Genomic DNA, 12,282 nt, shown 5'->3' with positions numbered 1-12,282 from the left:
TCTATTTGGCGTCCAACCGAGCTTCGGCCGAAGTGGCGATCGATGTCTTTGCCGAGAAATACGGAGCGAAGTACGACAAGGCGGTCGAGTGCCTGACGAAAGATCGCGACGCAATGCTTGCGTTCTACGAATTCCCCGCCGAGCATTGGGACCACTTGCGGACGACGAATCCCATCGAAAGCGTGTTCGCGACGGTCCGGCACAGAACGGTGCGCACGAAAGGTTCGTTATCGTCAACGACTGCCAAGTTGATGGTGTTCAAGCTGCTCTGCGCCGCATCAAAGACCTGGCGGCGGCTGAAAGGCACAAATCAGTTGCCGAAGGTCAGCGCAGGTGTCAGATTCGAAAACGGCATCGAGGTCATCCAAGTGCCGGAAAACCACGCCGCCTGATCGCCTCGTCACCCAAAATCCCGCATAGCTCTTCGCGGAAGTCGCGCGCGCCGTTCCGCTCGGGCTGCCGAGCGGTGGCTTGCAAGGCCTGCCACATCCCCATGAGCACCTTGGACGGCTATGTCTGGACGCGAGAAACACACCAGCAAGATCGCGGCCATCATCGATAGTCTAGATGAGATAGATTCGAATAGCGCTCCGGGCAGTTCTTTACCTGCCAAAGACGATCTTGAGGCTACCTGCCGATTCCGCTTTGGATGTCGCGCAGCGAGGAAGGCATCACCTTACAGGTGCAGCGGCACTCGAGGGGGGCACACACATTATGCTCGCAAGCGAACGTTGCGAGGGGAGAACAGATCTCGATTTCCCAACCGTTCGGCAGCAGAACAATCCGGTCTTGACAAAAACGGTTGCCGAGGCTGCGCCCGCCGTCTCCCGGGCGCTTCGCAGCAGGACCCCATCTCCTTGCGATCAGCAAATTCGCCAAACAACGGGAATGAGCTGACCGGACCTGCGCGCCGAATCGTTACGATAGCCAGGCGTACCGGACTTAACAGACGTTCCGAAAAACATGCCTTGCGGCCGGCGCCGTTCAACCCCAGCTGCGGCTATTGGTCGGAACGATACCGGGCGGCGCACGCCCATCGAAACCCTTCGCCATTTGCGGAAGCCGCCTTAGCTCCCGCGTCCGCTGCTGCGCCGCCTCGATGCCTTGCGAACGCGCCGATTGTGGACCTTGAACGGCACGACGTCGCAGTTACCAGCGGCGAGCGCCAAACTGCCATAGCCCGGCCAGGCCGGCTGTGCAGTGCCTACCGGTCGGGGACGAGATTGCTTCGGTTTAGGTCTGGCTGCCGTCTTCCCGCCAACCGCGTAGCCAGCGCCCGTGTACTTTCGTGCTCAAAGGCGCCTGTATCCAAGCCGCTGGGCTGGTCTTGTTGCGCCAATTCTAGGTCTAAGAATGCGTGGCATATGGTTTGCTCCACCAGTGAGGTCACGATCTACAAAAGCAAGTTTGTGAGGACACCATGCTCGGAATTGGAAGTCAGTTGCCGCCATTCGACATCACAGGCGTGAAGCCCGGTTTTCAAGCGCAGGAAGAGGAAGGGCAGAGTGCGTTTGAGACGCTGACCGAAATGAGCTTTCCGGAGAAATGGAAGATCATCTTCTTTTACCCAAAGGACTTTACCTTCGTCTGCCCGACAGAGATCGCAGAATTTGCTCGGCTTTCCAAGGAATTCGCTGACCGAGATGCGGTTGTACTGGGTGGCTCGACTGACAACGAGTTCTGCAAGCTTGCTTGGCGGCGCTCACATGTCGACCTGCACAATCTACCAATCTGGCAATTTGCCGACACAAAGGGAACGCTCGTCGATGGCCTCGGGGTGCGTTCACCCGAAGGGGTTGCCTATCGTTATACCTTCATTGTTGACCCCCAAAACACGATTCAGCACGTCTATGCGACCAATCTGAGTGTGGGCCGCAGTCCTAAGGACACACTCCGCGTTCTAGACGCGCTGCAAACCGACGAGCTCTGTCCCTGCAACCGCGAAATCGGCGGGGAAACACTGAAGGTTGCGTGACGCAGCATGTCGCCGATCGAACAAATCTACGACAAGATTCCCGATTTCGCGAAGGATGTCAGGATTAACTTGACCTCCTTGATGGCCGATGAGACGCTTTCGCCGCGGCGAAAATACGGGGTGCTGGTAGCGAGTGCAGTTGCCACCCGCAATTCAGCCCTGATTGCCGCGGTGGAATCGGCAGCCTCGGGCGTGATGACATCTGTGGCGATCGCCGCAGCGAAAGCTGCGGCCTCCGTAGTGGTAATGAACAATGTCTACTACCGCTTCGTTCACCTCGCTTCCAACCCAGAATACAAGACGATGCCGCCGCGGCTGCGCATGGACGTGATTGGCAATCCCGGCGTGGACAAGTCCGATTTCGAGCTGTGGTCGCTTGCTGTCTCCTCCATAAACGGCTGCGGTATCTGCATTGATGCCCATGAGAGGACATTGAGAGCCGCGGGCGTCAATTCGGAGACGATCCAGACCGCCGTGCGCTTTGCTGCGATCACACAGTCAGTGGCGATCGCACTCGAGGCCGCTGGGCCTGCCTCCCCTCAGGCAGGAGACTGATCTTTTCTCTGCCATCAGATCGACGGCATCGTGGCGCTACTCAGTGGCGCCACAACGAGCCTTTTGCTGCTTATCTGCATGTCACGTCTTGCGTCGCGTTGCGATGACGGGTGTCTTCTCAAACAACCCGGCGCTATGCAGGTGACAGTGAGCGCGCCACAGATACAGTGAGATTGCGTCGGCTAACGCCGCACCACCCTTCGCTCTGTCATCACCCAAACTTGAACAGAACACCATATCCGCCGCGCGGGTGGCTCCATTCGATGTCGCCGGTCGGCTCGGCGATCACGCGGCAGGTACCGCATTCAATGCAGCCATCAACTGTAACTTCGACCTGGCCGTTGTCGTTGAGCTCGTAGCATCGCGCCGGGCAGGCCTTCAAAAGTGTGAGGAGCTGCGGCGATGGCGTCTTGTGCGCACGTACCCTGACGTGAGGGTGCCCGGCGTCGACAAGATAACGGTTGTAGTACAGCTTGTCTTCGACGCGCACGGAGGGTTCGACATTCATGCTTTTGCCTTCCACTGTTGGACTTCACACTGTCGCGATCACCGCCAGGCCCTGGCAAAACGGTAAGCATCGCCGACCAGACCTGACCATGACCGCGTCTTGACAAAGGATTTGAGGCTCGCCTTCTCCTTCTCAACCTTGGGCGTACCATCGACGCGCACAAAGTTCTGCATCGCCTTGGAGATAAGCTGCGGATAAGTGAGAAAGAAATTTTCGGAGTGGGTATGCATGAGGGGTGGCAAATCCTTGTACTTCTTGAGATCTTTGATGACGAAAGAATCGTCCAACATCTTTTTGTAGATTGAGAGATTTGTTGCACTCATCGGTTCGCCGCGCGATTTGACCAGACCTATCGCTTCGGCCGCGATACGGCCCGATGTCATCGCGAGATTGGAGCCCTCACGATGAACGGCATTGTTGAGTTGGGCGGCATCGCCCACGACGACCCAGCCCTCCCCATAAAGCTGTGGGATCGATTTGTAACCGCCTTCGGGAATGAGATGCGCCGAATATTCCTTTACTTCGGACCCTGCTATCAGTGGCGCCACAGAGGGATGCCTTTTGAATTCATCGAGCAGGCCATACGGCGTTTGGCCCGTGCGTTGGAAGTCGGCGACGAGACAACCGATGCCAAGCGAAATGCACTCTTTGTTGGCGTAGATGAAACCCATCCCGGTCATGCCGCGGGAAATGGTACCGGCAGCCTCTATCACGACGCCTTCATCCCCCTTAAGATTGAAGCGTGCTTCGATGGTTTCACGGGGCAAGAAGTGCATTTCCTTCACCGCGAGCGCAACGTTATCGGGTGCCGGACGGGCGCGCAGGCCCGCACGCGTGCCGAGCAAGCCATTGACCCCTTCGGCCAGAACGACGACGTCAGCATGTATCTCGCCGTCACGGCGATCTGTACGAACACCGACGACCCTGTTACGATCGTCCTGCGCGAGCTCTGTGACGGTGGTCTCGCAAAGCACGATCGCGCCAGCTTCCCGCACCTTTGAAGAAAACCATTTGTCAAACTGGGCGCGTATAATCGTATAGCGGTTCGGCCTCTGCTCGTTGAAGTCCTCCGAACGGTAGTGCATGCCGACATGCGAGCGATCGTCCATCATCCAGAACCGCTGTTCGATCAGGTGGCGTTCGAGTGGCGCCTCCTCTCGAAACTCGGGGATCAGCTTTTCCATCATGTCGGCATAGAGGATGGCCCCCTGCACATTTTTCGATCCGGGATATTCGCCCCGCTCGAGCTGCAGCACCTTCATGCCCTGTTTGGCCATCGTCAATGCCGCCGCGTTGCCGGCCATACCGGCTCCGACCACGATCGCATCGAATCTCTCTTCAATCATCAATATCTCCTCTAGACCGCGATCCTGGCGCGCGAATCTGGCAGAAGCCGCGCGCGAAATGCAGCCGTCAGGGCTGGCAACAATTGCATAGCATCACTGACGATCGCGAGATGGGCGAAGTCGAAGATCGGAGCGTTTTTGTCCGTGTTAACGGCGACGATCAGATCCGCGCCCTCGACGCCGACCCGGTGCTGGATCGCACCGGAAATGCCCGCGGCAATATAGAGCTTCGGCCGGATGGTTTTGCCTGTCTGACCGATTTGCCGGTCAGACGTAACCCAGCCCTTTTGCACGAGAGGACGCGAGCAGCCATATTCAGCCCCAAGCAGAGCTGCGAGCTCGCGTACCAACCGGAAGTTCTCAGGCGATCCCAGTCCAAGGCCGCCCGCAACCACAACATCGGCATAGGCCAGAGTGGAAGTTTCTGCATCGCGGTCGGGTAGGAAGGACAATACTTTCGTGACTATATCGTCTTCTACAAGGCCGAGCGGATGAACGACGATACGAGCGGCATCGCGCATAACGCGTGCAGGCATCGGCATCACTCGCGGGCGGACCGTGGCCATCTGCGGGCGGTAATTCAAGGTATAGATTGTGCAGAGCAACGAGCCGCCAAAAGTTGGCCGCGTCGCCGCAAGTGAACCGTCGGCGTCCACGTCCAGCGTGGTGCAGTCGGCAGTAAGCCCCGTCGATAGATTCGTCGCCACGGAACCTGCGAGATCGCGACCAAGCGTCGTGGCACCCAACAGTAATATCTCGGGCTTGTAGGTGTTGACGAGTTCGGTGAGCGCTTTCGTATAAGATTCGTTGCGGTAATCCGACAACACATTGTCGCTCACGAGATAGGCCAGATCGGCGCCGTAGCAAAAGGCTTCAAGTGCGGCGTTGCGTGTGTGCTGCCCCTCCGGACCGACAACGACAGCGGCAAGATTCACCTTTAGCCTGTCGGCAAGACCACGCCCCGCACCCATGAGCTCCCAGGAAACGGGATGCACTTGGCCCCGCTCCAGCTCGACGAAGACCCAGACGTGCTTGTACGACTTGAAGTGCTCCGGCAGTTCTTTTTTGGCTGCTCCGCGGCCGGCCCCTGCTGGCATCGCCGTTTTGCTGACCTTGCTCATAGTCTAAATTCCTCTGGAGATAGGCGCGCCCGCGCCACGGGTTGCTTTTTCGCTTTCGTTAACCGAAGTTCACTTTTGGCCGGCAAGTGGCTGGCTGCTCTGCCCGCCTGCGCGCTCGGACCAGTCGCACCACAATACGCGTCGTCGCAATTGGCGCACCCATTCGGCCGGCTTTGGAGGGATCTTGCAAACTGAATCCTTGGGTGCCGGGCTCGACGAGCGCCACCGTGGCCGGCCAGGACGAGGTGATCCTGACCGGCCACTTCCATGCCTTAGTTGACTAGTCCGTTCGCGGCGCCTCGCCGGTACCATCGATGGAGGTCCTGGCAAGGCTTCTGTCACGCGACCGTGCCGAGCCTCCAGCGCTGGCACTCCGTGTGGGAGGAGGGCACCACTTTTCGTAACGCAGTTTCTATCTGCGATGAGATGCAGGCACATTTGAGCGGGATCGGGGGCCGATTTGATGCGGACGCTACTGTGCATAGCCGCCGCAAGAGCCGCGCGAAGGGGACACCTATTATTGACTACCATCTCACCGTCACTACGAAACTGCGACCGCGTCAAAGACCGTTGCGAACAGACCTGACGGCATCGTAGGCCTCGATATGATGCCGCAGGGGGGCTCGGCAGGCACTGTAAGCAGCATCATGGGTCCTCCTTCAAACTCACCGCGGGCGCCACCATCTGTCGGCATCGATGATCAGATCAGCAGGACAACAGCAAGTGTCGTACCAGTTGCAAAGACGATTGAAGTCAGTGGGACGTATTGGCTTGCGCCACACATCAAACAGCTGCTGATACCTGGTCACGAATAATCCGGACATGGGTCGGGAATACGACAGCCGTTGGCCGGGCCATGACTAAGAGACTTGCCGCGATAAATAGAAAGCCGCATTAACGGAGCGCCTCGGCGTCCGCCGGACAGACTTCGCTTACAGTGGAACGCTAGGTCACTTCAACTCGCTCAAAGGAACGAAGGCCGCAGCCTTCTTGGAGTCTGAGACGGCATCCTTCAAAACCTTGAACACTCGCTCGTCGATCGGTGACGATGCCACGAAATCTCCATATGCCCGTTCCAGCATCGCCTTGCATCGAGTTCTGATTTCCGGCTCTGCGGCACCAGCAAATTTCTCCTGTGCGAGGTATTGTCCCATGCGCTTCAAAATGTGAAGGCGCGCGACATTCACGATCTTAGGGTCGTACTCGACGCCAAGCAGCGAAAAAAACTCCTCTGCCGATGAGGCCTTGCCGAGTCGATCTAGAATACCGGTTGCTGGGGATGAGCTGATCATCGAATATTCTCCTTCGGTTTAGCTCTGGTGAGCGCCCACATTGAGCGGATCCGAAACAGTAACGACAACGCGCCCGCGGGTTTTGCGGTTGCGCTCAATCTGATGAGAACTCGGTGACGGCGCGGAAAGACTTCTCATGACTGACACCTGAAGTTCGCGGGCCCGGTATATCCTAACACTTGGTTGACCTTTTCCATCGTTAGCTCCTGATGACTACACAGCCCGAAGACGGCATGGATATTGTGGCAAGGGACCACATATTTCATCGACACCCTTGCGTCGACCCTCGCGTCGGCGCCTCTTTCCCGGGTCCGTGCGGCACTTCATCATGGTAAGCGGAAGATCTGCTTCGATAATTGCGCGGACGCGATGTTTTTGTTGACCGCGCCCGCCGTTACCGCCGCAGTCTTTGTGATCCTAACGGCCGACCTAGTGCAAGAAGTCACGCTTCTCTTTATGACCTTGTTCAGCAAATGCATCGTGGCAAATGCGACAGCGCTATGAGGCCGAACGCGTTGCCCTTTGGTGCGACAGGTCCGTTGCGGCGCACCAACACGGGTGAACTGTAGCCTAGCACTCGATCTTGCCGCCTTAACCACACGGCCGTCCGCTCGCATCCAAGTTGGTGATCCGCGCCCTCCTCCGACCTGCGGCCTACAAATGCGGTGAAGCCTTTTCGGATAACGATGCGACTGCGGTCTCTCCTGGCGTTTCAGATGCCCGGCCGCTGGACACAGCCGGCCATGCTGCGGCCTGCAACAGCAAATCGCGCCGACGCTCGGCCATCCGGCTCTCACCGCTTTCTTCACCGAAACAGATGTTGAATTCGTTACATTGATTGCACACGGGTGTCGTGCACATCGCAAGGCCTTCGTCCTCGCAAAGCATGCGGTAGAAGAAGCGCTTCCAACGCATATTGTTGACATTGCTCGCGGCGAGCGGCGCGAAATGCCGGCTCATCACGAGCGAGAGTTCGCCACGATCACGCAAGCCGAGAGCTTCCCAAAGATGGTCCGGCTCCATGGCGCGGCGCGCGATCATCGCAGCCAGCCACCGGCCGATATCCCCTTCCGTCGAGCGATGCTTGAGCAACAGATCGCGAAGCATTGCGATCTCCTCATCCTCTTCCCGCTTGAAGGGCGCGGCCTGCTCCGGGGCCCTGATCCCGGTTGGGAGAAAGTGCTGCTCCAGTAAGACCGCCAATTCAACGCCGGACAGGCCAACTTTCTCAGACAGACAGCCACCATCCATCGTGGCAGCCGCCAGGATAGACGCCAGGGCATGGCGATCGAGATTGCTGTCGATGGCGATATCGGCATTTGCAGGATGTTCACCGGTGAGCAGCCGGTAGGTTGAAATTCCCTTGTGCAACTGGCTATTGGCGTCAGCAGCACAGGCAGTCGTGAACGGAAGGACGTGCGGCTCGGACATAACTCTGCGGTTTTTCACAATGCGTGGTTCGTCACGGCGCACTCTGGTTTTCGCGGCCGATCGTCAGTATGCCGGCCCCCCCGGGAAGGGGGGTGAGGGAGACCGGCATCTGTCGCTCGCCTTCGCAAGGCGGCGACTCGCGGCCTTTACGAGGCTGCGAGTTCGGCGGCGGTTTTGCCGATGATTGATTCATCCACGGCCTTTATAATGCCATGCTCCATCAGCATGTCCTCGAGCTCATCCATTGAGATCGGGGTCGGGATGATGCCCTTGCCGCCATTATTGTGAACCTTGGCCGCTAGTTTCCGATAGTGATCAGCCTGCTTGGAATCGGGTGCATATTCAAGCACCGTCATGCGACGCAGCTCTGCATGCTGCACCACATTGTCACGCGGCACGAAGTAGATCAGTTGAGTGCCAAGCTTCTTGGCCAACGCTTCCGCCAGTTCCAATTCCTTGTCGGTCTGCCGCTCGTTGCAGATCAGGCCGCCCAACCGCACCCCACCTGAGTTCGCGTATTTCAGGATCCCCTTGGAAATATTGTTTGCGGCATACATTGCCATCATTTCACCAGACATCACGATGTAGATCTCCTGCGCCTTGTTTTCGCGGATTGGCATCGCAAAGCCACCGCAAACAACGTCGCCAAGCACATCGTAAGAAACATAGTCAATGTTCTCGTAGGCTCCGTTCTCTTCAAGAAAATTGATCGAGGTGATGACACCGCGGCCGGCGCAGCCGACACCTGGCTCAGGGCCACCGGACTCAACGCAGCGAATGTCCTGGTAGCCAACCTTCATTACGTCCTCGAGCTCTAGATCCTCCACGCTGCCGGCGCTCGCGGCAAGACTCAAAATCGTGTCTTGAGCCTTGGCGTGCAGAATAAGGCGAGTCGAGTCCGCTTTCGGATCGCACCCTACAATCAGGATCTTCTGACCCATCTCTGCCAGCGCCGCTAGCGTGTTCTGCGAAGTGGTGGACTTGCCGATTCCGCCCTTCCCGTAGAAGGCGATTTGTCTTAGTGAAGCCATGCTGCTCTCCATCAACCGATTTGCCAAACGTTGCGCGCTTCTTTTGCGAGCTTTGCTTCCCTCGCAGAAGCGGGGGCACACGGGTTCAAGGGAAGGAGCGCATCGCTCGCCTTACACGTCGGCGTGCACTCAGCCCTCACTCAGTGTTGCTGCCGCTTATCAGCAACAGCCGTGCCAAGGTCTAACCCGGCACCTTAAGCTTCTGATTACGTTTCCAAAAGCAACCAGCCGGCGCGCGATCGTAGGCTGTTTTGGATCTGACAAGATCTGCCCGGCTGTCAGACAACGAACAAACAATCGCAAACATGAACGCCAACAGCCAAATAGGCTGACTTAGCCGATGCCGCCATTGTGGAACAGAACTTGCTGCCGCTCGCGCAAGCTCAGCCATGTGAGGAGTAAAGATGCCGGACGGAGTCAAAATGAGACGGGCCAGCGGCTTTGCAAATTCGCTGAGGGCGCACCATGCGCTGATATTGACGTTGACTGTCAAGAACTTCGAATGGCTCCCGGGAAGCAGCAGCCCTGTGCTATTCGCCCAGCATAGCACGCCTACATAGGTACGCCGTGGCTACAATCATCTTTTATCAGAAGCCCGGCTGCGCCACGAACGCGCGTCAGATTCAAGCGCTAAAGTCCGCCGGTCATGACGTGGTCGTCCAGGACATCTTGAAGGAGCCATGGCATGCGGACGAATTGCGCAGCTTCTTTCGCAATATGCCCGTCGGCTCCTGGTTCAACCGAGCCGCGCCTCGTGTCAAGTCGGGCGAAGTCAATCTCGATTCTATCGACGCGGCGAGCGCACTCGCATTGATGGTGAGTGATCCACTCCTGATACGACGACCGTTGATCGACTTAGACGGAATACGATGTGCCGGGCTCGATCGCGAGCCCGCGCTGTCGCTGCTTGGCCACCAGACGCAGGAGCATCTCCAGGGATGCCTGCACCAAGCAACTCGCACGCGCTGCCCGAAGATGGGATCAAGCGAATGAGCCTGTTCCGGACGATCACACCAGAAGAATGACGTTCTCGACTTGCGGCTTGCTTGGCGCGAGTATTTCCTTTAGCAAAACGTGTTTCGCAGCTGTGATCCTGATGCAACTGAGCGGCACGATCGCTCCCATATTTGATTGGTATCAAATCTTTCGCCGTTCCTTATGTGTGACAGAGACCTTGCGCGGCTTCTCGCGCGACTTTTGGAATGGAGAATTCGATGAGAGCAAGAACAGTCCTGGCAACTGTATCGGTCTTCGCGCTAGCGACCTCGTTGGCCAGCAACTCGGTACGTGGTGCTGATCTGGGTCCGGCGCCGGTCTACTATAAAGCTCCCCCTATTGAACCCCGCAACCCGTGGATGATCCGCCTGCGCGTGCTTGGCGTTTTGCCGGATACCGCAGGCAGTTCCGTCAACGTTCCAGGGACGCCGTTGCTGTCATCACCCAACTCTGGGCTTTCGATCAGCGATCAAGCTATACCAGAGCTCGACATCACCTATTTCTTCACAGCTAACTTAGCCGCCGAACTCATTCTCGGCGTGACCAGCCATCACGTCAGCGGCAATGGCGCGCTCACAGGGCTCGATATCGGCAAAGCCTGGCTCTTGCCTCCTACACTGACCCTGCAATATCACTTCACCGATTTTGGGCCGCTTAAGCCCTATGTCGGCGCGGGCATCAACTACACTGTATTCTTCAACCAATCGGCAGCCAATACTTCGCTCGCCGGGCTTTCCGTCACGGATCTAAACATCAAAAACCAATTCGGCGCGGCAGTCCAATTCGGTTTCGATTACATGCTCGATCGCCACTGGGGCCTCAACTTTGACGTTAAAAAGCTGTGGCTGCGGCCGGAGTACTCGGCCACCTTAAACAATGCGATTGCCGTTACGGGCCGCGCCCATATTGATCCATGGCTCGTCAGCGGCGGCGTCGCTTACAAGTTCTGACGTTAGAGCAGAGCCAGAGTGGAGAGGCCGTTTGATAAACTCGGATCCCAGCAGGATCATCGAGCTCGTCTCCTACTCTCGCCGGACTGACACGGAAAGCCGGCTGACGCGCCATCGACGCGTCAGCTCGCAAGAGAGGGAACCGCTGGCGTTGCTCGCGCTGCAAGTTACGAATCGCGCAGCACGTGAGTAACATTACACAAACGTCGACTCAGAATATGATCATACGTCTGTTTCGCCACGCTTAAGACCGAAGCCATTTTCCCATTTGCCTGATAAGAAGGCGATACGCCGCTGACAGCCTAATCTTGGCCGCGAAGTGCCCGGTTAATCTCAGACGATCCGCCCCCCAACGTCGAGCCGACCATGCTAGCTAACCCGGCAAGCGGCCGCCAAGCGACGCCTCTAGCTTCGCTTGAGCACTATCACAAGCCGGTCGACACGTTGGCCGTGCTTGAGGTGGGATATGACGATCTCGTCGACATCCTCAGGCGTGGTCGCGCGATACCAGACTCCGTCGGGATAGACAACCAGCAAAGGACCAGAGTTACAAAAGCCAAGGCAGCCCGCAGTCGCGAAGCCAATATCGTCGAGGCCTTGCGCTTCGATCGCCTTGCCCATTCGATCCCACAGAGCTTGCGCGCCGGAGGCGCCACAACTGCCGTGGGGATGGTTTGGCGGACGCTGCGTGTTGCACGCAAAGACATGGTGCCTATAGAGTTGAGGGAGATGAAATTCTTTTTCTGAGTTCACGCGCCTATCCTCTGATAGTGAATTTCAGCTGTCGGGATGAGATGTGAGCGCATAGCCGCCCGCAATGTCCAACGATGACCGTCCATTGGCGCATGGACACCTGCTGACACCAACTCCCGCTTGCGAAGGCAGTCGGAATGGTCGGGCGCCTTACTCGCTGTCGTCGCTGAGATGAGCGATAGGCACCTTCACGTCCGAAGGTCGCCTGCTGATCAATGACAACCTCTTCTCCCGGCATCGAGACCTCTCATTCATGCAACAATCCCCCCGATCAACTTTCTCGAAGAGCAAGTTGCACACCAAATGCGTCATAGCGCGCCTCAC

The 12,282-nt window shown here is 57.6% G+C and carries 13 protein-coding genes; 5 read left to right on the top strand and 8 right to left on the bottom strand.

The window, feature by feature from the left end; genetic code table 11:
- From IF809_RS32700 to IF809_RS32690, 3 genes are all read left to right on the top strand, one after another.
- The coding region (locus IF809_RS32700; protein WP_462839571.1) for a transposase at positions 1-392 on the top strand (392 nt) is incomplete at its 5' end.
- Positions 393-1,420: 1,028 nt separating this feature from the next.
- Complete coding sequence (locus tag IF809_RS32695) at positions 1,421-1,975, top strand: peroxiredoxin (RefSeq protein ID WP_011084586.1); 555 nt, start codon at positions 1,421-1,423, stop codon at positions 1,973-1,975.
- Positions 1,976-1,981: 6 nt separating this feature from the next.
- On the top strand, positions 1,982-2,530 hold the full coding sequence (locus tag IF809_RS32690) for a carboxymuconolactone decarboxylase family protein (RefSeq protein WP_011084585.1): 549 nt from the start codon (positions 1,982-1,984) through the stop codon (positions 2,528-2,530).
- Between the two features lie 211 nt (positions 2,531-2,741).
- On the opposite strand, the gene IF809_RS32685 is transcribed toward IF809_RS32690, so the two are convergent.
- The 7 genes from IF809_RS32685 to IF809_RS32655 form a co-directional block, all read right to left on the bottom strand.
- Complete coding sequence (locus tag IF809_RS32685; protein ID WP_011084584.1) at positions 2,742-3,038, bottom strand: ferredoxin family protein; 297 nt, start codon at positions 3,036-3,038, stop codon at positions 2,742-2,744.
- A gap of 38 nt (positions 3,039-3,076) precedes the next feature.
- Positions 3,077-4,384: an FAD-dependent monooxygenase gene (locus IF809_RS32680; RefSeq protein ID WP_011084583.1), complete on the bottom strand. Its 1,308-nt coding sequence runs from the start codon at positions 4,382-4,384 to the stop codon at positions 3,077-3,079.
- A gap of 11 nt (positions 4,385-4,395) precedes the next feature.
- Positions 4,396-5,505, bottom strand: a complete 1,110-nt coding sequence (locus tag IF809_RS32675; protein ID WP_014497958.1) for an electron transfer flavoprotein subunit alpha/FixB family protein — start codon at positions 5,503-5,505, stop codon at positions 4,396-4,398.
- 950 nt (positions 5,506-6,455) lie between these two features.
- A complete protein-coding gene (gene nifW / locus IF809_RS32670; RefSeq protein ID WP_011084580.1) occupies positions 6,456-6,797 on the bottom strand; it encodes a nitrogenase stabilizing/protective protein NifW in 342 nt (113 codons plus the stop codon).
- Positions 6,798-7,451: 654 nt separating this feature from the next.
- Positions 7,452-8,228, bottom strand: coding sequence for a nitrogen fixation protein NifQ (locus IF809_RS32665; RefSeq protein WP_014497960.1), 777 nt, complete (start codon positions 8,226-8,228; stop codon positions 7,452-7,454).
- A gap of 146 nt (positions 8,229-8,374) precedes the next feature.
- Positions 8,375-9,259 carry a nitrogenase iron protein gene (gene nifH, locus IF809_RS32660; protein WP_011084578.1) on the bottom strand — a complete coding sequence of 295 codons (885 nt, stop codon included), beginning with the start codon at positions 9,257-9,259 and terminating at the stop codon, positions 8,375-8,377.
- A gap of 181 nt (positions 9,260-9,440) precedes the next feature.
- Positions 9,441-9,752: a hypothetical protein gene (locus IF809_RS32655; RefSeq protein ID WP_161170736.1), complete on the bottom strand. Its 312-nt coding sequence runs from the start codon at positions 9,750-9,752 to the stop codon at positions 9,441-9,443.
- Between the two features lie 74 nt (positions 9,753-9,826).
- Here IF809_RS32655 and IF809_RS32650 point away from each other — a divergent pair, with 74 nt between their 5' ends.
- Both IF809_RS32650 and IF809_RS32645 read left to right on the top strand, forming a co-directional pair.
- A complete protein-coding gene (locus tag IF809_RS32650; RefSeq protein ID WP_011084576.1) occupies positions 9,827-10,252 on the top strand; it encodes an ArsC/Spx/MgsR family protein in 426 nt (141 codons plus the stop codon).
- A gap of 209 nt (positions 10,253-10,461) precedes the next feature.
- On the top strand, positions 10,462-11,205 hold the full coding sequence (locus IF809_RS32645) for an OmpW/AlkL family protein (RefSeq protein WP_018647470.1): 744 nt from the start codon (positions 10,462-10,464) through the stop codon (positions 11,203-11,205).
- A gap of 405 nt (positions 11,206-11,610) precedes the next feature.
- Here IF809_RS32645 and IF809_RS32640 read toward each other — a convergent pair whose 3' ends face one another.
- Positions 11,611-11,958, bottom strand: coding sequence for a (2Fe-2S) ferredoxin domain-containing protein (locus tag IF809_RS32640; RefSeq protein ID WP_011084574.1), 348 nt, complete (start codon positions 11,956-11,958; stop codon positions 11,611-11,613).
- Between the last annotated feature and the right edge of the window lie 324 nt (positions 11,959-12,282).

This window comes from Bradyrhizobium sp. UFLA06-24, from assembly GCF_054967145.1.
This window is presented reverse-complemented; position numbering and strand designations above follow the sequence as displayed.

Coding starts and splice junctions, on each gene's coding strand:
- IF809_RS32695 (WP_011084586.1), top strand. CDS start 1,421: ATGCTCGGAATTGGAAGTCAGTTGCCGCCATTCGACATCACAGGCGTG.
- IF809_RS32690 (WP_011084585.1), top strand. CDS start 1,982: ATGTCGCCGATCGAACAAATCTACGACAAGATTCCCGATTTCGCGAAG.
- IF809_RS32685 (WP_011084584.1), bottom strand. CDS start 3,038: ATGAATGTCGAACCCTCCGTGCGCGTCGAAGACAAGCTGTACTACAAC.
- IF809_RS32680 (WP_011084583.1), bottom strand. CDS start 4,384: ATGATTGAAGAGAGATTCGATGCGATCGTGGTCGGAGCCGGTATGGCC.
- IF809_RS32675 (WP_014497958.1), bottom strand. CDS start 5,505: ATGAGCAAGGTCAGCAAAACGGCGATGCCAGCAGGGGCCGGCCGCGGA.
- nifW (WP_011084580.1), bottom strand. CDS start 6,797: ATGATCAGCTCATCCCCAGCAACCGGTATTCTAGATCGACTCGGCAAG.
- IF809_RS32665 (WP_014497960.1), bottom strand. CDS start 8,228: ATGTCCGAGCCGCACGTCCTTCCGTTCACGACTGCCTGTGCTGCTGAC.
- nifH (WP_011084578.1), bottom strand. CDS start 9,259: ATGGCTTCACTAAGACAAATCGCCTTCTACGGGAAGGGCGGAATCGGC.
- IF809_RS32645 (WP_018647470.1), top strand. CDS start 10,462: ATGGAGAATTCGATGAGAGCAAGAACAGTCCTGGCAACTGTATCGGTC.